General features: G+C 37.8%; 20 protein-coding genes and 1 other annotated feature. Of the genes, 4 read left to right on the plus strand and 16 right to left on the minus strand.

Going from position 1 to position 25,109, the window contains the following annotated elements:
• Nucleotides 1–94: 94 nt before the first annotated feature.
• Nucleotides 95–2,371, minus strand: a complete 2,277-nt coding sequence (locus tag BLR86_RS18225) for an ATP-dependent DNA helicase (protein WP_090764681.1) — start codon at nucleotides 2,369–2,371, stop codon at nucleotides 95–97.
• A gap of 126 nt (nucleotides 2,372–2,497) precedes the next feature.
• Here BLR86_RS18225 and BLR86_RS18230 point away from each other — a divergent pair, with 126 nt between their 5' ends.
• Nucleotides 2,498–3,238, plus strand: coding sequence for a YqcI/YcgG family protein (locus tag BLR86_RS18230; RefSeq protein WP_090764684.1), 741 nt, complete (start codon nucleotides 2,498–2,500; stop codon nucleotides 3,236–3,238).
• Between the two features lie 18 nt (nucleotides 3,239–3,256).
• Here the strand turns inward: BLR86_RS18230 and BLR86_RS18235 are convergent, their stop codons facing one another.
• The 10 genes from BLR86_RS18235 to BLR86_RS18280 form a co-directional block, all read right to left on the minus strand.
• Entirely contained in the window at nucleotides 3,257–4,498 is a 1,242-nt protein-coding gene (locus tag BLR86_RS18235; RefSeq protein ID WP_090764687.1) for a glutamate-5-semialdehyde dehydrogenase, read from the minus strand.
• A gap of 8 nt (nucleotides 4,499–4,506) precedes the next feature.
• The gene (gene proB, locus BLR86_RS18240) at nucleotides 4,507–5,619 is read right to left on the minus strand and encodes a glutamate 5-kinase (RefSeq protein WP_090764690.1); all 1,113 of its coding nucleotides are present in this window, start codon (nucleotides 5,617–5,619) and stop codon (nucleotides 4,507–4,509) included.
• Between the two features lie 50 nt (nucleotides 5,620–5,669).
• Nucleotides 5,670–5,881: a binding site (T-box leader), on the minus strand.
• Between the two features lie 72 nt (nucleotides 5,882–5,953).
• Entirely contained in the window at nucleotides 5,954–8,203 is a 2,250-nt protein-coding gene (locus BLR86_RS18245; protein ID WP_090764693.1) for an AAA domain-containing protein, read from the minus strand.
• 313 nt (nucleotides 8,204–8,516) lie between these two features.
• Nucleotides 8,517–9,872, minus strand: a complete 1,356-nt coding sequence (locus BLR86_RS18250; RefSeq protein WP_090764697.1) for an aspartate aminotransferase family protein — start codon at nucleotides 9,870–9,872, stop codon at nucleotides 8,517–8,519.
• A gap of 18 nt (nucleotides 9,873–9,890) precedes the next feature.
• A complete protein-coding gene (locus BLR86_RS18255) occupies nucleotides 9,891–11,357 on the minus strand; it encodes a CoA-acylating methylmalonate-semialdehyde dehydrogenase (RefSeq protein WP_090764700.1) in 1,467 nt (488 codons plus the stop codon).
• Nucleotides 11,358–11,399: 42 nt separating this feature from the next.
• Nucleotides 11,400–11,618, minus strand: a complete 219-nt coding sequence (locus BLR86_RS18260) for a hypothetical protein (protein WP_090764703.1) — start codon at nucleotides 11,616–11,618, stop codon at nucleotides 11,400–11,402.
• Nucleotides 11,619–11,681: 63 nt separating this feature from the next.
• The gene (hydA, locus tag BLR86_RS18265; RefSeq protein ID WP_090764706.1) at nucleotides 11,682–13,100 is read right to left on the minus strand and encodes a dihydropyrimidinase; all 1,419 of its coding nucleotides are present in this window, start codon (nucleotides 13,098–13,100) and stop codon (nucleotides 11,682–11,684) included.
• Nucleotides 13,101–13,115: 15 nt separating this feature from the next.
• Nucleotides 13,116–14,402, minus strand: coding sequence for an NAD-dependent dihydropyrimidine dehydrogenase subunit PreA (preA, locus tag BLR86_RS18270; protein WP_090764709.1), 1,287 nt, complete (start codon nucleotides 14,400–14,402; stop codon nucleotides 13,116–13,118).
• Nucleotides 14,403–14,482: 80 nt separating this feature from the next.
• A complete protein-coding gene (locus BLR86_RS18275) occupies nucleotides 14,483–15,838 on the minus strand; it encodes an NAD(P)-dependent oxidoreductase (protein WP_090764923.1) in 1,356 nt (451 codons plus the stop codon).
• 478 nt (nucleotides 15,839–16,316) lie between these two features.
• On the minus strand, nucleotides 16,317–17,015 hold the full coding sequence (locus BLR86_RS18280) for an oxidoreductase (RefSeq protein ID WP_090764712.1): 699 nt from the start codon (nucleotides 17,013–17,015) through the stop codon (nucleotides 16,317–16,319).
• Nucleotides 17,016–17,197: 182 nt separating this feature from the next.
• Between BLR86_RS18280 and BLR86_RS18285 the strand changes: the two genes are divergently transcribed.
• A complete protein-coding gene (locus tag BLR86_RS18285) occupies nucleotides 17,198–17,815 on the plus strand; it encodes a GyrI-like domain-containing protein (protein ID WP_090764715.1) in 618 nt (205 codons plus the stop codon).
• Between the two features lie 79 nt (nucleotides 17,816–17,894).
• Here the strand turns inward: BLR86_RS18285 and BLR86_RS18290 are convergent, their stop codons facing one another.
• Complete coding sequence (locus tag BLR86_RS18290) at nucleotides 17,895–18,356, minus strand: branched-chain amino acid aminotransferase (protein WP_254782369.1); 462 nt, start codon at nucleotides 18,354–18,356, stop codon at nucleotides 17,895–17,897.
• Nucleotides 18,357–18,471: 115 nt separating this feature from the next.
• Entirely contained in the window at nucleotides 18,472–20,001 is a 1,530-nt protein-coding gene (locus tag BLR86_RS18295) for a DHA2 family efflux MFS transporter permease subunit (RefSeq protein WP_090764926.1), read from the minus strand.
• Nucleotides 20,002–20,186: 185 nt separating this feature from the next.
• Here BLR86_RS18295 and BLR86_RS18300 point away from each other — a divergent pair, with 185 nt between their 5' ends.
• A complete protein-coding gene (locus BLR86_RS18300) occupies nucleotides 20,187–21,104 on the plus strand; it encodes a TetR/AcrR family transcriptional regulator (protein WP_090764721.1) in 918 nt (305 codons plus the stop codon).
• Between the two features lie 41 nt (nucleotides 21,105–21,145).
• On the opposite strand, the gene BLR86_RS18305 is transcribed toward BLR86_RS18300, so the two are convergent.
• Nucleotides 21,146–22,015 (minus strand): cation diffusion facilitator family transporter, encoded by an 870-nt coding sequence (locus tag BLR86_RS18305; protein ID WP_090764929.1) that lies wholly within the window; start codon nucleotides 22,013–22,015, stop codon nucleotides 21,146–21,148.
• A 199-nt stretch (nucleotides 22,016–22,214) separates the two neighbouring features.
• Here BLR86_RS18305 and rluF point away from each other — a divergent pair, with 199 nt between their 5' ends.
• Nucleotides 22,215–22,931, plus strand: a complete 717-nt coding sequence (gene rluF / locus BLR86_RS18310) for a 23S rRNA pseudouridine(2604) synthase RluF (protein ID WP_090764932.1) — start codon at nucleotides 22,215–22,217, stop codon at nucleotides 22,929–22,931.
• An 87-nt stretch (nucleotides 22,932–23,018) separates the two neighbouring features.
• Here rluF and BLR86_RS18315 read toward each other — a convergent pair whose 3' ends face one another.
• Both BLR86_RS18315 and BLR86_RS18320 read right to left on the minus strand, forming a co-directional pair.
• Nucleotides 23,019–24,068: a VanW family protein gene (locus BLR86_RS18315; protein ID WP_090764724.1), complete on the minus strand. Its 1,050-nt coding sequence runs from the start codon at nucleotides 24,066–24,068 to the stop codon at nucleotides 23,019–23,021.
• Between the two features lie 455 nt (nucleotides 24,069–24,523).
• Nucleotides 24,524–25,081: a DNA-3-methyladenine glycosylase I gene (locus tag BLR86_RS18320; protein ID WP_090764727.1), complete on the minus strand. Its 558-nt coding sequence runs from the start codon at nucleotides 25,079–25,081 to the stop codon at nucleotides 24,524–24,526.
• Nucleotides 25,082–25,109: the final 28 nt, after the last annotated feature.

The raw sequence follows: 25,109 nt of genomic DNA on the forward strand, positions 1-25,109 counted from the left end.
TTTACCCCTTACCATAAGTTAGATTATATAATCTAATTTTATTGATTTTAGAGTAAATAGTCAAACCTTAGTTAAATTAGATTGTATAATCTAATTAAATAACAATAAAATTCCGCCATTCCTGCGGAAGGAGGGTTTGGTATTGCCGTTGTAGAAATCTATCGTCTACGAGCACGATGGTCCCGTGGTCCTCCTCTGATCGAATCAGCCGTCCCCCTGCTTGTAGAACCTTATTCATACCAGGGAAAACATAGGCGTAATCATATCCGTTTTTTTCCTTCTGATTAAAATGCTCCTTTATTAGATTACGTTCATAACAAAGCTGTGGCAGCCCTACTCCTATAACAACCACACCATTTAACCGATCCCCTTTTAAATCTACGCCCTCAGAAAAAACCCCGCCAAGAACAGCGAAACCTATCAGTGTTTCTGTTTGATTCGGTTTGAACTGTTCCAAAAATGCTTCTCTCTCCTTTTCAGACATCCCCGCTCCTTGAAGCAAGGTATTGATTCCTGGAAATTCATTGATAAACTGGTCATATACTGTAAGCAAATAATGATAGGATGGAAAAAAGATTAAATAATTCCCCGGCCGATTTTGAATTAAGGAATGGATCATCGAAACAATTTTCCCTTTCGTTCGCTCACGGTCACGGTACCTGGTTGACAATGGCTTTATAAAAATATCTGTCTGTTCCTCTTTAAATGGAGACGGAATAGACAAGGAATAATCCTCCTCTTTACCGCCTAGAATATCCTGATAATAGGGAAGTGGTGAAAGGGTAGCTGAAAAAAACACTTTCGAACGATATCCTTTGCCCATTTTCTGAAGCAGTTTTGAAGGGTCGATACAAAACAGCTTCAATGTAACATCGTTCTTATCTTTCTCTCCATATATCACATAGTGGTCATCTAGTAATTCTACAATTTTCAAGAAGGCATTCACCTTGAAGTACAGTTCGAGAAGATTTGGAGAGGTCTCCAATTGCAGAATAGGTTGGGATGCTTCCATAAATTGGTTCAAAAGTACAACTAGTCCCTCATCAAGTTCTTCTATGGTAAATTCATTCTGGTCATCATTGCCTTTTTTAAAAGAAATAAACCAAGAATTTACCTTATTCGCACTTTCATATATCACTTTATTGACACTTTTAAACTCCTTTTTTATTTGGAGAAATAGGTCTTTATTAAGTGAAGCCGAAAACATCTCTCTTCCGCGATCAACAAGATTATGAGCTTCATCAACTAATAACAGTGTAGTCTTTTTCTGTTCTTCAAACAGTCGTTTTAATGATACGCGTGGGTCAAATATATAATTGTAATCACAAATAATCGCGTCCGCAACATAAGCAAGATCAAGGGAGAATTCAAAAGGACAAACCGTATGCTTATGAGCATATTCCTCAATTACATCTCGGTTCATCGAACTTTCATTTGCCGCGATATCTAAAATAGCTTCATTTATTCGATCATAGTATCCATTGGCAAACTCACAATAATCCTTTTGGCATTTCGTTTCGTCCTTAAAACAAACCTTTTCTTTCGCCGTAATCGTTACCGATTTCATACAAAGTCCGCAAGAACGCATTCGGCTAGCAGCCTCTTCTGCAGTTGTCCTTGTAATCGTTTTAGCTGTTAGATAAAAAATACGCTCTAGTTCCCCTTCACCAAAAGCTTTGATTGCTGGGAAGAAGGTAGATATTGTTTTACCAATCCCAGTAGGTGCTTTTACGAACAAACTCTTTTTTTCTGATAGGGTCTTATAAACAGCACCTGTCAGTTTGCGTTGCCCTGCCCGGTACGATTCGAATGGGAAAACCAGTTGCTTACTGCTTTCATTTCGCACATTTCGATGATCAGATATTAATTTTGCGAAGGGATAATAGTTCTCTACTACATCATGTGCAAAGACTTCGAGTTCCTCAAACGTAAAACATTTCTTTAAATATTTCCTTTCATCACTTTCAACCTGTACATAGGTCAATTGGACAAAGATTTTTCCCAAATGATGATCTTTTGCGTAGATGTATGCATACATTTTCGCTTGTGCCCAATGAACGGGTAGTCCCTCACTTTCAAGCTGGTCTAACGGAAGGGAGGTAGACTTAATTTCATCAATCGTCAGCCCATCCTCCCCAACCAATAACCCGTCACATCTTCCATCAATTGTAAATAGTAGTTCTTTAAAGGCAAGTTCAGTTCGAAGGTATACTTCCTTTTGGTCAGATTCTTTATAGGTACTTTGAATTTGTTGGTGAATTCTCGTACCATCTAAAAGCGCGGATTGCGATCGAAACCTGTTATCAATACTTCCACTGCTAAATACATTTTCCACCAGCGCTCTAACCGCAATGCGAATGGTATTTGTCAAGAATATCACCTGCTTCCATATGAGAATATACGTTTGTATAATAGTATAACAGATAGCTCTTCATTTTGGGACACTCACTCGAAAAACTCCTCTCGCATAATCTATTGTGGAGAGGAGATCATTGTTATGAATCTATTTACAAATGAAAACATCCATCAAATGTCCCTTAAAGGGTGGCAAAAGGATGCCATTGAAAAATTCAATACGAAGATAAGTGATAAAGAAAAACTCTTCCCTTGTATTCCAGCTACGATGGGATATCACCTGAATCAGTTTTATTATGGATTTGTTCCAAATTTACAAACTCCAGTTTCTTCTAATGAATTTGCACTCTTGCTAAAGGAATATTCGACCATCTATAAGTCGATTGGTGCCTATACATCACTCATCATTTTTTATGAACCTTTTCCAGATATAGAAAAGCCAATTTCTGTAGTACAATATGAACAGTTGTTTTGGGATCAGCTAAATCTACTCACTAAATCGGATGCGGTAGAATGGCCAAATCATATCCCAACAGATCCCAAACAACCTATGTGGGAGTTTTGCTTTCATGGCGAACAATATTTTATGTACTGTGCCACACCTGCCCACATTAATAGAAAAAGCAGGCATTTCCCGTATTTTATGCTTGCGATTACTCCAAGATGGGTATTAGAAAAGTTTACATCCTCACCTTTGCATACCGAAAAAATGAAATCGAGAATTCGCGACAGATTAGCAGCGTATGATTCGATATCTATTCATCCAGATTTAAATTCGTATGGACAAAATGATAACTATGAATGGAAACAATACTTCCTTAGAGACGATAATACGACTTTATCGAAATGTCCATTCCATAAAAAAAGTAGAGAACAAGAATAAACTTGTTCTCTACCACACTTATGATCGAATTTGTCCTGTACCTTGTACAATTGCCTTTGAAGTAGTAATAGCCCTAAGTCCCATTGGTCCCCTAGCGTGAAGTTTTTGTGTACTTATCCCAATTTCGGCACCATAGCCAAATTGCTCACCATCGGTAAAGCGTGTTGACGCGTTATGGTAAACAACAGCTGCATCAACTGCCTGAAAGAATAACCGAACATTTTTGTCATTCTCGCTAATAATGGCTTCGGAATGCTTCGACCCATATTGGTCAATATGCTCAATTGCTTCATGCACATCGTTGACCAGTTTTACCGATAATATCGGTGCTAGAAATTCCGTGTGCCAATCTTTTTCAGTGGCTATTTTTACAAACGAATACTCCAAAGCCAACAATTCATCGCCTCTTAGTTCAACTCCATTATCCCTAAGTGAATGCAGCATCTCCGAAACATATGGCCAACTTTTTTGAATCAGCAAGGTTTCAGCCGCATTACATACAGAAGGACGGTGCATTTTTGCGTTAATGGAAATATCAATCGCCATTTGCTTTTGAGCAGTTTCGTCAATGAATAAATGACAATTTCCCACACCTGTCTCCAGGACAGGTACAGTCGCATTTTCAATCACAGATTGAATCAAACCTGCTCCTCCGCGTGGAATCAATACATCTAGATATTGATTCAGTTTGAACATTTTTGCTGCTGTCTCTCTGCTCGTATCTTCAAGAAGCTGAACAGCATCTGCAGGGATCTTACTTTCAGCAAGAGCCTGACGCATAACATGAACTAGCGCTTTATTGGAATGAAGTGCAGAAGTGCTTCCTCTTAATAAAACAGCATTTCCTGCCTTTAAGCACAAGCTTCCCGCATCAACGGTTACATTCGGACGAGCCTCATAAACCATGCCGATGACACCTAGTGGAACACGAACAGTTTGGATCTGTAAACCATTCGGACGCTCCCATGATTCGATGATTTCTCCAATTGGGTCATCTAATTTAATCAACTGATGAATTCCTTCAACAATCTGTTCTATCCTCTCTTCTGTAAGCAATAACCGATCCAATAAAGAAGGAATGAAGCCTTTTTCTTCGCCTGCCCGAATATCTTTAGCATTTTCAATTAAAATAAACTCTTTTTCATTTAATAAACGATCAGCCATCAACAATAAGGCTTCATTTTTCTCTTCAGTGGATAAAATAGCAAGTGCTTTAGAAGCTAACCTTAGTTTTTTTGCTTTTCCTAGTAATTCACTCATATTCAACTTCACTCCTCTGGCAGACTGACCCAGTTATTACGATGAATCACTTCTGCACGTTTATTAATTGAAAAAATTTTTGTTTTCTCACCAGGCATCCCTTTCACCATTTGGAGATTCTTTGATGAATAATAGATTTGCCCCTTACCAATTAGTTCGCCTTTTTGATTGTGAACCTCGACTACATCCATTGCGTTAAAATCACCAATCACTTTCGTAACACCGACAGGTAAAAGACTTTTTCCGTTTGTAAGAATTGCATCTTCTGCTCCTTTATCAATTTCGACTACACCAGCAGATTGGGAATGAAAAGCAATCCATTGCTTTTTCTTTTGCATCTGTGTTTGGAAAGGACCGCCAATATAGGTCCCATCCCCTTTTCCCTCTAAAATAGTCGATAGTTTCTCCTTTCCCTGACCGGTTCCAACAAAGACGCTGACCCCGAAGGAAAGTGCTTTTTTTGCAGCAAGAAGCTTTGATTTCATTCCCCCAGTTCCAACGGAAGAACCACTGTCTCCTGCAGCAGAAAGGAATTCATCGGTAACTCTTGGGATATAATCAATCCTCTTTGCTGTCTTTAACACATTCGGATTGCCGTTATACAACCCATTTATATCTGTCAAAATAATTAAGGCATTCGCATGCAGGAAACCACTCACGAGGGCTGACAACAAATCATTGTCTCCAAATGTCAATTCCTCAATCGACACCGAATCATTTTCATTAATGATGGGAATAACACCCCTTTGAAGCAGTTCCGATATTGTGTTGTAAAGATTATGAAACCTTTCAAGGCTATAAAAATCCTCCCTTGTTAATAAAATTTGGGCGGGCACAATAGCAAATTCTTTGAATTGTAAAATATAATGCTGCATCAATAATCCTTGTCCTACTGCAGCAGCCGCCTGCTTTCCAGCGACAGTTTTAGGTCTGGCAGGATAACCAAGTGCACCGAATCCTGCAGCTACCGCACCGGAAGTAATCAGAATGACATCATGACCTAATTGTTTTATATAGGCAAGTGCTTCGATATGGTCACGAATTTTCTCTTCAGAAATGGTCCCTGAAGCTGTGGTTAACGAGCTGCTCCCAATTTTTACTACCACAAGTTGTTTCTTCATCACTCTTACTCCTGTCTTTGAAAAATAAAAAAAACGACTCTTCTGTCCTAAAAAAGGACGGAAAAATCGTTTTCCGCGGTACCACCTTTATTGATGCTAAAAAAACATCCTCTTGAATCCGTAACGTGGAGAAACGGCTTATGTTTGCATAAGCGGCTTTATGGGGCAGGTTCAATCTTTTTCCCGTGAGAAACCTTCCAGCCTGTGGGTTTCACTCTCTTACACGTTTCCAAGTTTACTAATCCCATACCATTATCTTTTTGTAATTTTCCTTATTATCTAAAGAAATGAGTGAATTGTCAAGGTAGTTTTTTGAAAATTAAATTTTATTCCACTATAAATCATTCGGTAAAAACTGGCCGATTAAATAATCACATATCTTTTCAGAGACTACTCTTGCCGCAATAAAAGGAGGTTGAATCCCTTTTCCCCTTTCTAGAGGGTGCCCAAGCCACATAATCCGCTGGTCGATGATGATGAAAGGGAAATTGGCTCCTTCCTCTTGCATGTAGTCAGGTTGTAACTCTGGCCGGGCTTGTTTAGAAATCAATGTTAATACTACAGAAGGTTTACGTTTCATAAATACATTTTTCCATTCTTCTGATAATACCATATGCTCTGATAAGGAAATAACAATAGAGGACCGGGCTTGTTCTATATCTATGAAAACCTTGTCTACTTTCAGTGCATGAATCCACTGTAATCTAGGAAGCTGATTTTTTATCCATGACCCAATATCTTTCGTCCTTACGCTTTGTTGTTGTTTTTCCTGATGCTCGACGAGCTGTCTAATTGTTTTTCGATTATAGACATGTTTACGAATAAAGGCGTGATTACAAACATGGATGAATTTTCCTTTTGTCCTCGTTATTGCTACATTAATAAGTCGTTCACTATCTTTCCCGGTTAAAAGCATTCCAGCACGTTCCTGTGGGTCGGAATCAACTGTATCAAATACCATGACGTCTCGTTCACTGCCCTGAAAACGATGAACAGTAGCTGATACAATATCTGCACTTAACCGTTCTTTTTCATATAAGTCCTGGAGGAGAAGATCCATTAAATTAGCTTGAGCACGGTAGGGGGTAACATATCCGATTGAACGGACGCCGCTTAGATAAGATTCATGAATTAATTGAAATGAAAGTAGAAGCTGCCAAAGATTGATCCTTGAATTAGATGTTTTTTCATTCAAACAAAAAGCACCCATATAGCTTGTATCTAAAAGGATGGCTGCCCGCCCAGGAAATGGTGCGTACTCTACAATCTTGTTCCTGCTTATGCGTACACTCTCATGGTCACCCACTAGCGATTGATAGATGTACCTATTGGTAAAAGCTGAAATATCCGGATGCATCCTTCGTTGTTCCTTTAATAAAAATAAATGTGGATGAAGTTTTCCAGACTCTACCCATTCTGCCACACCAGCTCGATGAAAAATATCCTCTTTAAGCCATTTGGTGACAAATGAATCCCTTGAAGAAGCAATTGGTGGCAATTGTTTAAAATCTCCACAAATAATGACTCTTTTTCCAAGCGTTGCTGCAAATGCCGCCTGTGGTATGTATGCCATACTTGCTTCATCAAGTATAACAACATCAAATTCCTTGCCATAAATAGCAGGATCACTAGCTGCCTTTGCAAGTGTTGATCCGACCACTAACGCATCTTTTACAAATTCACTTTCCTTTTGCCGTATCTTTTCAAGTAGTTTAGCAATCTTTTTCTCAAGTTCCAAGAGGTGATTGGAGTCTCTTTTACTAAAGGAACGGGCTAAATCCTGTTTTAAATTTCTTCTTTCTTCTATTAACATGTCTTTCTCTGTAATCAGACTCGGATCCAGTTTTACCATGAGCTGATTGATTGAAAGTGGTTCTTCGCTATCTTCAACCACTCCAGTATTAAAACCGTAACGAAGTATATCCCCTACATGGAAACGGGCTTTCTTTTTAATAAAAGCTGCAATTTCACTAATTAATACATCCACCGCTTGATTACTGTGCGAAAGGATAAGTACTGATTTTTCTTGAAAATATTTATTAGCGGCAACCCGGGCTAGTGTATACGTTTTCCCTGTACCAGGCGGTCCCCACACAAAGGTAACTGGATTGTATTTTGATCGTAAAACTACTTCATGGACATTGCTTTTTATTTTTTCTTTTGGATGGTTAGCAGGCATTGAAGGATTCATTAATCGATGGACTCTTACCCGTTTTTGTTTACTTTTGTTAATTTCATCCAGCCTTTCAATAAGCTTTTCGAGTAGCTCCCAAGGATCATGAAATATCAGGGCTTCAGTGATTAAATCACCTAAGGATTGCTCTAATTGGACAATTATTCCTTTTCCTTCCGATGATAGAGCTCTTCCTCCTTGCTTCAAACCGCCCCATACAAGAGTAATGGAGGAACCAACTGGTATTTTTAATGAAAACGCAGTGTCAAAATAATAAGTAAATGTACCATCGGTGGATAGCAGTCTGCCATTTGTCACTTTGTATTTGTTACTTCCGTATTTTTTCAAGTAGATAATTTCATTTTGGAGTGCTTGCTGCCACTCTTTAATATATAAATTCGTTTTTGTCATTCATTTCATCCTTCTAATTAGTATAACTTGTCAGTTCTTAACTCCAAATTCCGGCATTAATTTTAAATTTATCATATAGATTTTTATAAACATCATAAATCTATTTTCCTATTTAGTCCATTTAGGCAAATTCAATCAGGTGTTTTTTCATATGAACGACATGATAGACCCATTAGTTCTTACAGTCAAATAGAATACAGACACCATTTGAGCGATGCATTTCTCTTTAACGGAAGAATTCCAATTGTGATTAAATAAGTTAGCATAAAAAGGTCCTAAGTGTTGGCTAACACTTAGGACCTTTTTTTATTCGTTACTTGATTTTTTTTATTGAATTACTAACGGTTTTGATCATGAAATTTATATCTCCCTGTTGGATGTTTAATGGCGGTGATAACGTTAATACATTATTGTACCCCGCTACTGTGGCACCGTTTTTGCCAATTAATAATCCTTCCTCCTTGCAGGCCGCAATCACTTGATTAACGAGTGTCACATCTAATGGTTCCTTTGTCTGCTTATCTTTCACTAATTCAATTCCAATTAATAGCCCTTTTCCACGAACATCTCCAACAAATGGATGGCCTTTAAGAAGATTAGTCAATTCTTCTACCACCTGATTACCCAGATCACGGGAACGGTCAAATAAGTTTTCTTTTTCCATAATCTCAATGTTCTTTAACGCTAACGCACAAGCTGCAGGGTTACCCCCAAAGGTATTAATGTGACGGAAGTAATCATATTCTTCAGTCCCTTTAAAAGCATCATATATTTCTTTGCGGACTGCTGTAGCGGATAGGGGTAAATACGCACTTGTGATTCCTTTTGCCATTGTAATAATATCAGGCTTAACATCATAGTTCATGAAGCCAAAAGGCTTCCCAGTGCGTCCAAATCCACAAATAACCTCATCGACAATCAACAATGCTCCATGTTTTTCACAAACCTCTTTAGCCGCTTTCATATAGCCATCTGGCGGAATTATGATTCCCCCTCCAGTAATAATCGGTTCCATGATCATCGCTGCTATCGTTTCGCTCAACTCCCACGTCATCGCCCGGTCAATTTCCTTCACAGAAGAAAGTTCCTTCGGATCCTTTACGTTCGTATGATCTCGATAGGAATCTGGCGGAGCCACATGAATAAAGCCTGGCGCCAATGGCTCGTATTTATACTTTCTTTGGGCCTGCCCAGTTGCTGCTAATGCCGCCATAGAATTCCCATGATAGCTTCGATAGCGTGAGAGAATCTTGTAGCGATTATATTCTCCTTTTTGCTGATGGTATTGACGGACGATTTTAAAGGCAGTTTCATTGGCCTCTGATCCACTGTTAGAAAAAAAGATTACGTAATCGCCACCAAGCATTTCGTTTAATTTTTCTGCAAGCTTGATAGCTGGAATATGACTTTGAGTCAGTGGAAAATACGCCATTTCCTTAAGCTGTTCATAGGCTGCTTCAGCAAGCTCTTGTCTTCCATAACCTACATTGACGCACCATAAACCTGCCATAGCATCTAAATAACGCTTGCCATCAGCATCCGTTACCCATGATCCATCTGCCTTAGCTGCCACAATGGTAGCATTAGGATTATAGGGCTTCATTGAATGCCATATATATTTATCATCCTGTGCAAGGTATTCTTCCTGTGGGCGACCAGTTTGAACCATCTGCCATCCCTCCCTCATCTAAGCATCAAAACGCGATGTAATCATTTTTTTTCGCGTATAGAAGTTTAAGCCATCCTTTCCATTCACATGTAAATCGCCATAAAAGGAATCCTTCCAGCCTGAAAATGGAAAGAAAGCCATCGTTGCTGGAACCCCGACATTTATTCCCAGCATACCTGCATCAGCTTCTTCTCGGAATTGCCGGATTGCTTTTGCATTATTGGTATAGATCGTTGCACCATTTCCATACCTTGATTTTCGAATATACTCCAATCCTTCATCTAAATCTATCGCTCGGAGCAGGCTTAAAACGGGAGCAAAAATTTCTTCCTTGGCAATGGTCATTTCCGGAGTCACATGATCAAAAATGGTTGGCCCAAGGAAATTACCTTCTGAATATTCACTTATTTCACTTCGTCCATCACGAAGTAAGTCCGCACCCTCTGCGATTCCTTTTTCAATATATCCTAAAACTTTATCACGATGTTCCTTTCTTATAACGGGAGTTAATAACACCTCGTCATCCATGCCATTTCCGATAATTAGCTCATCTGCTTTTTTCGTTAATAACTTAACGAAACGTTCATTGTCACCTACAACAACGACCGCGCTACAGGCCATACAGCGTTGTCCAGCACTTCCAAACGTTGAACTGATAATATGCTGTACCGCCTTATCCATATCAGCATCAGGCATCACAATATGATGATTTTTTGCACCAGAAAGGGCTTGAACTCTTTTTCCTTTGCATGCCGCCCGTTCATATACATACTTTGCAACCGGCTGTGAACCAACAAAGGATATGGCAGCAATGTCTTCGTGATCCAGCAATCCATTTACTACATCATGAGCACCATGAACTACATTTAATACTCCAGGAGGGGCACCAGCTTTAGAGAACAACTCTGCTAGTCTATTAGCTAAAATAGGTGTACGTTCTGAAGGTTTTAATACAAAGGTATTTCCACATGCAATAGCTAATGGAAACATCCAGAGGGGTACCATCATTGGAAAGTTAAACGGAGTTATTCCGCCGACAACCCCAATCGGATAACGAAACATTTCGGAATCGATTTCTTCTGCAATACCTGATAATGTTTCACCCATCATTAAGGTAGGAGCTCCTGAAGCAAACTCGACACACTCAATGCCCCGTTGTACTTCCCCATAGGCCTCTTTATACGCTTTACCATTTTCTTGGACAATCAATCTTGCTAACTCTTCATGGTTATCTGTTAATAAACTATGATATTTAAAGAGTATTCTTGCCCGTTTCGGAACAGGAACCTTTTTCCATTTCATAAATGCTTCCTTTGCAGCAGCAACAGCCGAATTTACATCTTCTTTTGAAGAAACCGGAACATTTGTAAGTAATTCATTTGTTGCAGGGTTTGGCACCTGAAGTGTCTGACTCCCATTCGATCTTACCCAAACACCATTAATAAAATTTTGTAGTACGGTAGTATCTGTTTTTGTCACGATCAATAAATCCCCTTCCTGCCTACCTTCATAATCTACTAGTCTGCCTTACTTAATTCCCAAATTTTGCTTAATGAGTAAGCTCGAAAAATACTTTCTTGCATTGGCTGTCCCAATTTGTAATGTTTCTCTTTTTTTACTGCTCGGGTGGAAAAACTCAACAGATGCACCATCTAAATGCTCATGCACAGCATTAATCCGATAACCCTTCTGAACGAGAAAATCTAGTTTATCTCTTTCATTAAGATATTGTTGATAATCTGACATCGTTTCCTCCCTGCAAATAAGAATTTCATTTATCAAATTTAAGGCTGGCAGATACTTCACTAATTATATGGATAGGGTTTCGTTTTGATTTAAAGGTGTATTGCCACTGTATTTTACTCTTTTTAAATATTGACCAGCACCTGGTTTCCCAACAAACTGCTTATCACGGATAACAAATTCACCGCGAGATAAAACAGAAACAGGCTCACCAGTTACTTTCATTCCTTCAAAGGCATTGTAATCGACCGCCATATGGTGTGTCTCAGCAGAAATCACTCGCTCTGCCTGAGGATCAAAAATAACTATATCCGCATCAGAACCAACGGCAATTGTTCCTTTTCTCGGGAATAAACCAAATAATTTTGCAGCTCGTGTGGAAGTTAGTTCAACAAACTGATTTAGACTAATTCGTCCCTTCCTCACCCCCTCAGAGAATAAAATCGAAATGCGATCCTCAATGATGGGACCTCCGTTTGGAATTTTGGTAAAATCATCTCTTCCTAGGTCCTTTTGACCATTAAAATCAAAGGAGCATTGATCAGAACCGAGAGTTTGCAAATGACCACTCTTTAATGCATTCCATAGGACTTCTTGATTCCATTTTTCTCGTAATGGCGGTGACCAAACATATTTTGCCCCTTCGAAATTTGGTTTTTCCAAGTAACTTTTATCTAAAACTAAATATTGAGGACAAGTTTCTCCCCATACATCAAAACCCTTACTGCGGGCTTCAGTAATTTTTTCAACGGCTTCCGCACAAGAAACATGAACCACATATATTTGTGAGTTTGCCAGCCCTGTAAGTTTTGCTGCTCTACCAGTTGCTTCTCCCTCTAATTCTGGTGGTCTTGTTAAGGCGTGATAAATAGGGGCAGTGTTTCCTTCTGCAACAGCCTTTTTCGTTAAATAATCGATGACATCGCCATTTTCTGCATGAACCATGACAAGGGCACCGTGCTCTTTTGCTGAAATCAATGTCCGGAATAGCGTTTCATCATCTGCTTGAAATACGTTTTTGTATGCCATAAACACTTTAAAAGAGGTAATCCCTTCTTCATTAATCACATAGGGAAGCTCATTCAAAACATTTTCATTCATTTCTGCAATCATTAAATGGAAACCATAATCAATGACTGCTTTTTCTTTTGACTTAGCATGCCAGGTTTGGATGGAATTTTTTAACGGTTCACCTTTGTTTGTTAAACAAAAATCAATGACTGTTGTTGTTCCACCAAAAGCAGCTGCAATGGTTCCCGTTTCGAAATCATCTTTCGTTACCGTACCTCCAAAAGGCATATCTAAATGGGTATGAGGGTCAATGCCTCCAGGGAAAACAAGACAGCCATTAGCGTCAATTATTTCTGCACCCTGTGCAGGAAGGTTTGTACCTATTTGAGAAATTTTTCCTTCTTCAATTAATATTTCTGCTGTAAAGGAATCAGTAGCTGTGACAATTGTGCCATTTTTTATTAATTTCTTCATTACAGTTCTCCCTTCTCATTGTTTACTATCAATCTTACATTCTGTTGCAATACTCAAAGCTGCTTGTCTTTCATTCCAAGTCATCGGTGCTAGTTCATTCGCCGATTCGACCATATCGATAGCTCCGTCGACTGGGCAGACAATCGAACAAAGATTACATCCGACACAATCCTCTTCGCGTACTTTAAGATAGCCTTTACCGTTTTCGTCGGTGAGCATATCAATACATTGATGCGATGTATCCTCACAGGCAATATGGCACTTATTACAATTAATGCACACATCTGTATTAATTTTGGCAACGATATTGTAATTAAGATCCAAATTACCCCAATCGGCATATTTCGGGACTGATTTTCCAATGATTTCGCTAACGGCTTTAATACCCTTGCCATCTAAATAATGGTTGAGTCCTTCTATCATGTCTTCCACAATTCGGAATCCGTGATGCATGGCAGCTGTACAGATTTGGACACCTGTTGCCCCCATTAACATGAACTCCACTGCATCCTGCCAGTTTGAGATACCTCCAATACCAGAAATAGGAATAGGTATATTTGCATGGCGGGCACATTCTGCCACCATATTAAGAGCGATTGGTTTAATAGCAGGTCCACAATAGCCCCCATGTGCACCTTTCCCAGCGACATGGGGGATCGTATTCCATGTTTCTAGGTCAACCCCCATCAAACTATTGATTGTGTTAATCATACTTATGGCATCTGCCCCGCCTTGGCACGCGGCTTCAGCAGTAGCGGTAATGTCTGTAATATTTGGCGTTAGTTTTACAATGACAGGAGTTTTTGCCACTTCCTTTACCCAATAAGTCTGTCGCTCTACCAGCGCAGGCACTTGGCCAGAGGCAGATCCCATTCCACGTTCAGCCATTCCATGCGGACAGCCGAAGTTTAATTCGAGACCATCAACACCGACATCCTCCACTCTTTTTACGAGTTCGTGCCATTTTTCCTGTTTTGGTTCCATCATTAATGAAGCTACAATGGCATGGTTTGGAAATCTCTTTTTCGTTTCATAGATTTCTTTTAAATTTACATCAAGAGGTCTGTCTGTAATCAGTTCGATATTATTAAAACCAGCTACCCGCTGCCCGTTAAAACTGATGGCCGCAAACCTAGAGGAAACATTTAAGATTGGGTCCCCTAATGTCTTCCAAACTGCTCCACCCCATCCTGCTTCAAAGGCTCTCTGAACCTGATACCCTGAATTAGTGGGTGGTGCTGACGCCAGCCAAAATGGGTTAGGAGATTTTATCCCAGCAAGATTAATACTCAAATCAGCCATCTCGTATTCACCCCTTTATTATTAAAACTCCTTTTCACCAAGGAAAACGCTTACATATTTATATCTTTTGTAAATTCAAATTACGGTGCTGTTCCGACTGCTGTAAATTGTTTATGGATGCTATAGGCTGCTAGTTTCCCTTGTTGGGCAGCGGTAACAACCATGGCGTCACCTTTCCCCTTTCCAAAAACAACATCACCACATGCATAAACTTTTGGATTAGAAGTTTGATAGGTTTCTTTATTGACTTTTACTACACCACTGTCATGCTTTAACTCAAGTGCCTCTATTAGTTCCAAATGCCTTGTTTGTCCGATGGCTTTGATGACTGCATCGACCAGCAGGACATGTTCAGATCCTTCAATAGGATGTGGTCTCCTGCGACCATCTTGATCTGGTTCGCCAAGCTTCATTTTGATACATTCTATTCCGGTAACTCTTCCAGTTTCATCACCTATAATTCGCTTCGGAGCCGTTAACCAGCGAAATTCCACACCGTCTTGTTTTGCGAATTCATATTCAAAATCATAGGCGGTCATTTCTTCTTCTGTTCGACGGTATAAGATTTTTACATTTTTCGCTCCTAAACGTACCGAACAGGTTGCACCATCGATTGCCGTATTTCCAGCACCAATAACAACTCCACGTTTACCGATGAAATCCTTCGAAAGCCTTCCGCTTTTTGTTTCCTTTACAAACTCAATAGCGTCGTAGACTCCCTCTAAGTTTTCTCCTTCTATACCTAAACCAGGAACTTGCGCCATACCCACTGCTAACACTAGGCAATCATAGTTTTGCAGTAATTGGTTTACTGTTACATCCTTGCCAACCTTTGTATTTGTTTTGATGGTGACATTTAGTTTTTCAACTTGTTCGACTTCCCAATACGAAATCGACTGGGGAAGTCGGAAAGAGACAATACCATACGTATTTAATCCTCCAGCTTTTTCTGCTGCCTCATATATTGTTACTTTATACCCTAACCGTGCTAGTTCTCTAGAAGTAGAAAGGCCAGCAGGTCCCCCGCCAACAACGGCAACAGACTTACCGTTGGGAGCTCCCGGGTTAAAAAGTGTTTGTTTATTTTTTATTGCCCAATCTGTGGCATATCGCTGCAAGTTTCCAATCATAATTGGTTTTGTTGAGTGGTTTAAGACACATGCTCCTTCACATAGCTCTTCCGTTGGACACACCCTTGAACAGCTTGCACCAACTGGATTGGCAGCCATAATCGTTTTTGCTGATCCTAGTAGATTTCCAGAGGCTATTTTTTTAATAAAGGTTGGGATGTCAATCCCTGTTGGGCAAGCCTTAATACATGGGGCATCGTAACAATAAAGACAGCGATTTGATTCTTCTAACGCTTCTTGTTTTGTAAGTGCATGTTCCACTTCTTGAAAGTTAATTTCCAGATTGGTGTTGGATATCCGCTGTATTCTTTCCAATAAAAAGTCCTCCTTTTTAAAAGCGATTTCACTCCAAACTCTGCATTTTACAGGACAAAAATAGAGTTCATTTTTACCCTATAAGATAATACTCGTATTTTACTTCTAAAATGGTAAACAGGATTATATAACACATTTATGCGGATTATTTACACTTAATGATGATTGAAGGGAAAAATCGATGATTAATTAGAGATAAATGAGAGTTGTTCTTGTACCATTCTTTGTCTTTTACCAATTTATCACATGTGATAAACAAAATTTGTAAAATTACATCGAACTTAATTAAAAAGGTTTTTTGTTAAAAAAACAGAAAAAACCAATGTTAATACTGGAAATTTAGTATATAGCTAGCTAAAGATTTTCAGTAATTGAAAGTTCTTCTTCTAAATAAGTTCTCGACATTCCTAAATTATTTGGCGAAGACAATGTATCATCAAAAAAAGTGCACCTTATCGGTACACTTTCGTTAGACTAAACTTTGTCTTTTCCAATTAGAGTAGGCAATCATCTGATCGATCTTATAAGAAGGATAAACAGTCGTTCCATTTATTGTTGATTGTGCAACCACAACCATTGCATCTGCAACTTTTTCAGCTTGTATCCCTCTATAAGGACGCAATGGTCCAATCATAATAAAATTCAGGAAACCACTTGCTGTCTCTGCTACTTTTTCTCCCAAGCGAAACTCTTCCCTTTTCCCTAATAACAAAGAGGGTCGAAAAATCTGAAGTGATGGCAAATCCAACCTTTTAAGAGATTCTTCCAGTTTGCCCTTGACTTGATTGTAAAAAATGCGGGAATTTGCATCTGCACCCATTGCCGAAACGAGGAGGAACTTCTCCACACCATTTTTCTTTGCTAATTTGGCAGCCTCAACGGGATATTCATAGTCTACCTTTCTAAAAGCCTCTTTTGTTTTAGCTTTTTTTATTGTGGTACCTAAACAACAGAATACATCATTCACCTGAAATAACTCTGAGTATTCATGTAGGTCATCAAAATTTACAATATGTATTTCAAATCTTTCATCGTTAATTTCAATTGTTTTCCTAACCAATAAACGAATTTTATCATATTGGTCACTCTCACTAATTATTTTAACTAATTCCTTGCCAATTAGCCCTGTGGCTCCAAGAATGAGAGCGGTTTTTTTATCATAACTCATATTCTCTATCATTCTCCTCTCATTAATTGGGATTATTAACATCAACTATTTCTTATCATCAGTATTGTTATACGTTACGACTTTGTCAATTATTTGAATGCATTTCCTATTTATTTAGTTTAAGCTTAAACTAACTTGGAAAAGTGATAAACGTTCATTAACTGTAAAAAGGATGGATACAAATGAAATATGAATGGAGAAAAAAAGACAAAGAAATTTATCTGCCTTCTATAACACCAACAAAATTAAAGGTTCCTCCGATAAAGTACTTTACGTTGAACGGGAAAGGGAATCCTAACAGCGAGGCATTCAAGGAGAGTGTTGCGGCTCTATATGCATTGTCATATGCGATAAGGATGATGCCCAAGAAAGGGATTACCCCCAATGGTTATTTTGAATATACCGTTTTTCCTTTGGAAGGGGTTTGGGACTTAGACGAAGTTGGAAGACAATTAGAAAAGCTCGATAAAGATAGGTTAGTATATAATTTAATGATCCGACAACCAGATTTTGTAACAGAGGAACTCTACTCAATGGCTAAAGAACTATCAGCAAAAAAAGTTTCAGATGACTTATTAGAGTCTGTAAAATTCGAAATAATTGAAGAGGGATTGTGCGTTCAATGTTTGCACATTGGAGATTACGATAGTGAACCTGAAACATTTTCAAAAATGGATGATTTTTGTTCTGCTAATAACTTAACTCGCATTGATAAAAGACATCGTGAAATATACATTAGTGATCCACGAAAGACAGATCCTGCAAAATTAAAGACAGTATTAAGACATAAAGTAAAGTAACGCTTGGATTTTTTTCTCCAAGCGTTTTTTTAGTAATGAATCATCACAACGAAATATTAATTTTATAGAATATTCACGTTCAGTTGGTTGGTTTCTTAACGGCTTTCACCAAATTTAATAAAAATTGGTGTATAAGCGAAAAGGCATCACTGATGGACATATCCTCTTTGTATCCCGCAATATAATTTAATGCAAAATTCAAATCCCATAATCCATCATCTTGACTAAACATTAAATCAAATTTTGAATGTTCGCCATCTAAAGAGCTATTTAGATACTCCCTTAATAATTTGTCATACTTTTTTTGAAGCTTTAAGCCCAGCATAACATCATATGTACCAAAAACATCATCTGCCTCAAGTGAAATACCTTCAACACCAATATCATCAAATAAAACAGACTCAACATAAATAAATTCACTTTTATGTACTTTTAAGTAAGTAATAGACTGATTTAAGAAACTGGATGATTCATTCGCAATCATCGTTTCTGTTTCTTTACTGCAGCGTTCAATATATGCAATAGAAAAATTTGCTTCCAAAGCTGTAAGCCTCCCAATTAATCATTTCTTAAGTATTACTATAGAGCGTTTCTCATTAAAAAAGCAAATATCTTTTAAGTCAAAAAAAAGCAGCCTAAGCTGCTTTTAGTTAACTTTAATTTTCAACTAGTTTAGATAAGGCTTTTTTTTCAACAGGGTTTTCACCGATATTATCCGCAGCTTGTGTTACCCGTTTCATAAAGAATGCTAGTATTAGGGCAACTGCTGCAATAAAGGTACAAACTAAAAAGGCAAAATTTATCCCATCCAGCATGGCTTGCATCTTGATTTGTTGTTGCATTTCTGCCAACACCGCTTGTGTTGGCTGCTCTGTTAAAGCAGCCTTAGCAGCTTTACCTAGTTCGATTGCTTTCGACTCTGTCCGATTAGACATAATTGTCACCAACAGTGCTGTACCAATTGCACCAGATACTTGCTGAAGCGTGTTATTCATGGCAGTACCATGAGGATAAAAACGTGCAGGTAGTTGATTCAATCCGTTTGTTGAGACAGGCATCATGACCATCGACATTCCAAACATACGGAATGAAAAGAGTAAGAGTAAATGAAGGTACGATGTTTCAAATGATAATTGGCTGAACAGATAAGTGGTGTAAACGGTGATGCTTAAGCCAATGATTGCTAGCATACGCCCACCGAATTTGTCGAATAGTTTACCTGTAATCGGCGACATTAATGACATGATAATGGCACCTGGCAGCATCAAAAGCCCCGCATCCATTGGTGAGATTCCTTGAATCGTTTGCACATAAATCGGCAGCAATAACATCCCAGAAAACATAGCCATTGTAAGAACCATTGAAATAACGGATGATAAAGCAAACATCGGGAATTTAAAGATTCTAAAATTTAGCATTGGTTGTTCTTGTCTTACCTGTCTTACAATAAATACTAATAAAGAAAGAGCTCCGATCGCAATTGTTAAGAAAACTTGCGGACTATCCCATCCTTGCTTACCTGCTGAACTAAAGCCATACAATAATCCGCCAAAGCCAACACTTGAAAGTAACACGGCCAAGAAGTCCAGACGAATATCCACCTTTTCTTTCTTGTCTTTCAGTAAGAAAAATCCGAGTAAAAGAACAATCACAGCGATTGGTGTAACAAAGTGGAATAGCATTCTCCAGTCATAGTGCTCGATTAGCCACCCAGACAGCGTTGGACCAATAGCAGGTGCCCCCATTAAGATTAATCCAAATATCCCCATGGCTGCTCCTCTTTTTTCAATTGGGAAGCTAACTAACATAACATTCATTAATAATGGCATCATGATCGCAGAACCGGCCGCTTGTGTCATCCGACCTGCTAATAAAATTGGGAATATGTGTGCAAACCCAGCGATAATCGTTCCTGCTGTAAACAAGCCCATTGCCACTAAGAAAAGCTTTCGTACTGAATATTTTTGAATTAAAAATGCTGTGGTAGGAATTAAAACTCCATTAACTAACATAAAGCCTGTAGTCAACCATTGAACAGTTGAGGGGTCAACCTCTAAATCAGACATAATTGAAGGAAGTGCAATATTAAGTAATGTGTTATTTAAGAATGCAATAAAAGCCCCTATCATCAGGATAGAAATCATCCCGTATGGAGGACGTTTTGTTTCAGTTTTAACTTGTTCCATTTTAATACCCCCTGTAAACTCTTTGTACATTTTTTTATACCCCTGTTTCACGCTTTATTAATAATATACCGTCAGTTCATTTTTTGCAATCAAAAAATACTGAAAAATTATGGGTTTGTAATCCTCTTCTATTTAAGTTAGTATATTTTTATACTGTTAGTATAATTCGGAATATAGGTGATAACATGAACGAGCGGAAGCAGCATGTCATTAATAAAGCCCATCAATTATTTATTGATAAAGGATATCAAGCAACTTCTATTCAGGACATATTAGACTTTAGCGGCATTTCTAAAGGAACTTTTTACAAATATTTTTCTTCCAAAAGTGAATTATTAATTGCTATTTATAAGACTGTTTATAAAAAGCTAGAAAAAGAGCGGAATGAATTGTTAATTGGTAAAAATCCTGCGGATATAGAGATTTTTGTCAAACAAATGGAAATGCAAATGATTACAAATAGGAAAAATAAGTTGATTGCTCTTTACGAAGAAGTTATGGCGTCAAATGACGTTGATTTAAAACAATATATCCGTCACAGTCAGTTGAGGTCACTTCGATGGATGTTTGAGCGGTTTAACGATATCTTCGGAGAAAAAAATAAACCATACTTATTAGATTGTGCCATTATGTTTACGGGGTTATTGCGGAATAATCTCCAATACAATCGAATGGCGACAGAATCAAGCGAGAAGATTAGTGAAGTTGTTAGATATAGTGTAAATCGTTTGGTAAAAATGGTTGACGAAGTGGCAGTAACCGAAGAGCAGTTACATGCTCCCGAACTCTTAGATAAATGGCTCCCTGGAATTCGGAAAAAAAGTCATGAACAGCTGGATCAATTCTGCAAAATTACAGGTTCCATTAAGAATTCCATTACAAAACACTTTCAAGAAAAAAATGAACAAGAAAAATATCTTGAACTACTAGATTTTATCCAAGAAGAAGTCCTGCATACCAGGTCACCAAGAAAATTCCTAATCGAAAGTGCCCTACAAACGTTACAAAACAACCCAGTAGAACTTTGGAAACTAGAACTCCATCAATTAAACCAAATCATTATAAAATTCTATCAACAAATCGAAGAAACGGAAGAAAACTAACAAACCCCCGTCCACCAAAAAGGACGGGGGTTAAATTGTTGTTATTGAGGTTCTACATGAATATGTACGTCATAGACTTTATGTCTAATGATTAATTCTTCCTCGACCTCTGTAGCAATATCATGTGCACACTTTACATCTAACGTAGAATTCACAAGAATTACAACATCCACAACTACGTTATTTCCATAATTTCTTGCTTTTATTGCTTTCACACCCTTAACACCATTACATTGATAGATGGTTTCTTTATATAATTCAATTTCCTTTTCATCAAAACCATCAGTAAGATAAAGGGATGCTTCCTTAAAAATGTCCCAAGCTGTTTTACAAATAAGGAATCCAACCAAAACGGCTGCTAATGGGTCCAGCCATGGAAGCCCAAATTGCGCTCCGATAATTCCAATGAAAGTTCCTACACTTACCCAGGCATCAGAGAGATTATCTTTTGCTGCAGCCATGACTGATTGGCTGTTTATTTCTGTTGCAAGTTTCTTATTATATCGATAAACAAAATACATAACGAAGGCACAAAATAACCCCGTCCATGCAGACATTACGTCCGGTGTCTCATTTTGTGTATAGAAAATACTAATAATCGCTTCGTATGTAACCTTTAGACCAACGGCCATCATGATAAAAGACGCAACCATTGACGCTACGGTTTCTGCTTTCCAATGCCCATAAGGATGGTCATCATCAGCAGGTCTTTGAGATAACTTAAGACCTATTAAAACAGCAACCGAAGCTATAATATCAGTTACATTGTTCAAGCCATCCGCTTTCAATGCCTCGGAATTTGCAAAATAACCCACTGCTAGTTTTAATATAGATAAAAAAATATAAGCAATAATACTTATAATTGCACCACGTTCTCCTCTTTTTAAATCGATAAATCCTTGTTCTTCAATCACTTAATCACCCACTTCTTTTCCCTATATATATTATTGAACAAAAACATCTAGTGGGTCTAGAGAAACCTTTTGGCATGATGCGAAAACTATAACAGATACGAAAAAATGTTGCTTTCGGTAAACAGTATGGATGATTAACCTTGAAATTATCCTATTAGTTAAGTATTCTAAGAACATAATTCAACAAAATAAGGAAGTGTTTAACCTGCGATTAAATAAATTTATTTCTGAGTCTGGAAAAACCTCAAGGCGCGGTGCAGATAAATGGATTGAAGAAGGAAGAGTTACGATTAATGGGAAGGTGGCAAAGGTCGGCAGTCAGGTTGAGCCTGGTGACGTCGTTCGTATAAACGGTGAAACCATTAAGGTCGCCAAAAATAATGTCTACATTGCCTTAAATAAACCTGTTGGAATCACAAGTACAACTGAAAAACATATCAAAGGAAACATTGTAGATTTAGTCAATCATCCACTACGAATTTTCCATATTGGCAGACTTGATAAAGATTCGGAAGGGTTAATCCTTCTCACCAATGATGGCGATATTGTCAACGAAATCCTTCGTGCCGAAAATAAACATGAAAAAGAATATATCGTTACCGTTGATAAGCCTATCACATCTGAGTTTTTAAATGAAATGTCAGCAGGTGTTCGAATATTAGATACGAAAACACTTCCATGCAAGGTGAAACAGTTATCCAAATACGTTATTAACATCACTTTAACACAAGGATTAAATCGCCAAATCAGGCGAATGTGCTCTGCGCTTAGTTATTCAGTTGTTCGTCTTCAAAGGATTCGTGTTATGAATATTGAACTAGGAAACCTCCCTGTTGGTCAATGGCGAGATTTAACTAAAAAAGAAAAGAACCAATTATTCAGCGATCTTAACTATGAGCCTAGAGAATGGTAAAAAAGTGATAATTAACTTTAATTTGAATACTAACTATTAAAATTAACAAAAGACGTGTCAATGCACACGTCTTTTGTTAATTAAAACTTATCTTTTTTGCAGTAAGCTCTGATAAGCTGCTGATGTTCTAACTTCAACTGTAAATGTCCCATTTCCATTATAAATAGTTTTTATTAGGAATGGCGCACCAGCAGTATTTTTAAATTGAAAATCTTTTCCACCATATGAAACCGTTGCATCCCTTCCTGAAGGTACATATCCCACTGTCAGGGAATGATGATGCCATTCTACATATTCAACAGCTAGTTGATCTACAGCATTAAACAAGGTAGATGAGGTTTGACAAATTCCACCGCCAATTCCCATAACCAATTGCTTATTTACAATTTCTTGAGCAGGCTGGTAACCATGTTCTGCGTCACTTGGTCCTACTGTATTATTAAAGGAGAATACATCCCCTATTCCAACAATAACATTATCGATTGCCTGTGCAGAAAGTTCAATGTTTTTATTTCTCCCTGTTACGCTAGGATTAAATTTCGTACTATAAGTCCCTACCACCACTTCAGACAAATAGGCAACGTCTTCTGGTTTATAACCGCTTTCTGATATATATATAGGAAGAAATATATCTCCCCCGATTGTAGAAGCTTCAATAACCTTATTAACAAGTTCTGCTTCTTCAAGAACCACCCTTGGTTTTCCTTTGATAACTTGACCATTTGCATCGATTTTATCGAGTATCATCTTCGTATCATAACCAGGTGTCGTTTCTGTGCCCCTAGCTATATCCCTGGCCCAATTCTCTAGCTCTTTCTTATATTTTTCATTATCCAATCCAAATCCCATATCAACCGGAACAAGACTTTTAACAATGTTTTTGGTACTTGGGTCAATTACATTGACTACTTTCGGTTTTTTAGCTTCTTCCTCCGCAATTCTCTTAGCTTCGGCTTCAGCAGCAGCCTTCTTTGCTGCTTCTTCTGAGGCTTTTTGCTCCTCAAGTTTCTTCTCTTGTTCAGTCACCATATTCTTTTGTTCGGATTCCTTACCGGCTGTTGTCTTTTCATCACAACCAACCAAACCTATTAAACTGCCAACTAAAAGAATACACACGATCCATCTCTTCTTTAGCATTACTTCTCCTTCTTTCCCAAAGCTCTATTTCCACGTTAAAACCGGCCTTAAGATTTTATCTACAATCAGTTCGAAAACAGACTCCCAAAATCTCACCATCCTCAACAAAAAACACTTCCGAATATTCAGAAATGGAAATATGTATCTATTCACCTATTCTATTCCATATTAAGACTCATATTCCTGCAAATTTTTCTAGAATTATAGTTTTCGACAAAAATTCCCTTTATTTGGATACACCTATTAGACGTATTAATACTACTTTAGTTTCAAAAATGAATAATATTTCTTGTGCATTATTAAGAACAATATAATATAGTTTATACATTTAGTAAATAGATAAAAAACGTCAAAATACCCCTTTTTTCGTCCTTATCCTGACTCATTATAATGAACAAAAAAAGACCCATTTAAAATGAGTCTACTTTCGTAAAACAACCCTTATTTAATGGGTTTTAATTGGATTTATAGCAAAAACACGACTTTACATGATCATTTACCATCCCAATCGCCTGCATAAAGGCATAGCAAATCGTTGATCCAACAAATTTAAAGCCTCGTTTCTTTAAATCTTTGCTTAAACGATCACTAATCTCAGTTGTTGCTGGTACTTCTGATAAATCTTTAAAATGATTATTTATCGGTTTTCCATCTACAAATGACCAGATATAGTGGTTGAATGATCCAAATTCTTCTACAACCCTTAAGAATGCTTTCGCATTCGTTATAACAGAATTTATTTTTAGTTTATTTCTAACGATTCCTTCATTATGTAAAAGTTCTTCCATTTTCTGTTCATCATACAAAACGATTTTTTTTACATCAAAATTGTCAAATGCCTTACGGTAATTTTCTCTTTTCTTCAATATTGTATACCAGCTTAAACCGGCTTGAGCTCCTTCTAGAGTTAAACATTCAAAAAGCATGCGATCCTCATTTACTGGTATGCCCCACTCACAATCATGATATTTAATATATAGAGGATCTTGATTTACCCATCCACATCTGTTCATCTTTTAACCTCCAAAAAAAGCTGCCGAA

Source organism: Bacillus sp. OK048, assembly GCF_900103525.1.
Lineage (GTDB): Bacteria > Bacillota > Bacilli > Bacillales > Cytobacillaceae > Neobacillus.

Bases quoted from the DNA above. Each gene is read 5' to 3' on its own strand.
- BLR86_RS18230 (WP_090764684.1), top strand. From the start codon at position 2,498: ATGAATCTATTTACAAATGAAAACATCCATCAAATGTCCCTTAAAGGG.
- BLR86_RS18250 (WP_090764697.1), bottom strand. From the start codon at position 9,872: ATGGTTCAAACTGGTCGCCCACAGGAAGAATACCTTGCACAGGATGAT.
- BLR86_RS18235 (WP_090764687.1), bottom strand. From the start codon at position 4,498: ATGAGTGAATTACTAGGAAAAGCAAAAAAACTAAGGTTAGCTTCTAAA.
- BLR86_RS18320 (WP_090764727.1), bottom strand. From the start codon at position 25,081: ATGAACAGATGTGGATGGGTAAATCAAGATCCTCTATATATTAAATAT.
- BLR86_RS18300 (WP_090764721.1), top strand. From the start codon at position 20,187: ATGAACGAGCGGAAGCAGCATGTCATTAATAAAGCCCATCAATTATTT.
- proB (WP_090764690.1), bottom strand. From the start codon at position 5,619: ATGAAGAAACAACTTGTGGTAGTAAAAATTGGGAGCAGCTCGTTAACC.
- BLR86_RS18280 (WP_090764712.1), bottom strand. From the start codon at position 17,015: ATGAGTTATGATAAAAAAACCGCTCTCATTCTTGGAGCCACAGGGCTA.
- preA (WP_090764709.1), bottom strand. From the start codon at position 14,402: ATGGCTGATTTGAGTATTAATCTTGCTGGGATAAAATCTCCTAACCCA.
- BLR86_RS18315 (WP_090764724.1), bottom strand. From the start codon at position 24,068: ATGCTAAAGAAGAGATGGATCGTGTGTATTCTTTTAGTTGGCAGTTTA.
- BLR86_RS18285 (WP_090764715.1), top strand. From the start codon at position 17,198: ATGAAATATGAATGGAGAAAAAAAGACAAAGAAATTTATCTGCCTTCT.
- BLR86_RS18245 (WP_090764693.1), bottom strand. From the start codon at position 8,203: ATGACAAAAACGAATTTATATATTAAAGAGTGGCAGCAAGCACTCCAA.
- hydA (WP_090764706.1), bottom strand. From the start codon at position 13,100: ATGAAGAAATTAATAAAAAATGGCACAATTGTCACAGCTACTGATTCC.
- BLR86_RS18260 (WP_090764703.1), bottom strand. From the start codon at position 11,618: ATGTCAGATTATCAACAATATCTTAATGAAAGAGATAAACTAGATTTT.
- BLR86_RS18295 (WP_090764926.1), bottom strand. From the start codon at position 20,001: ATGGAACAAGTTAAAACTGAAACAAAACGTCCTCCATACGGGATGATT.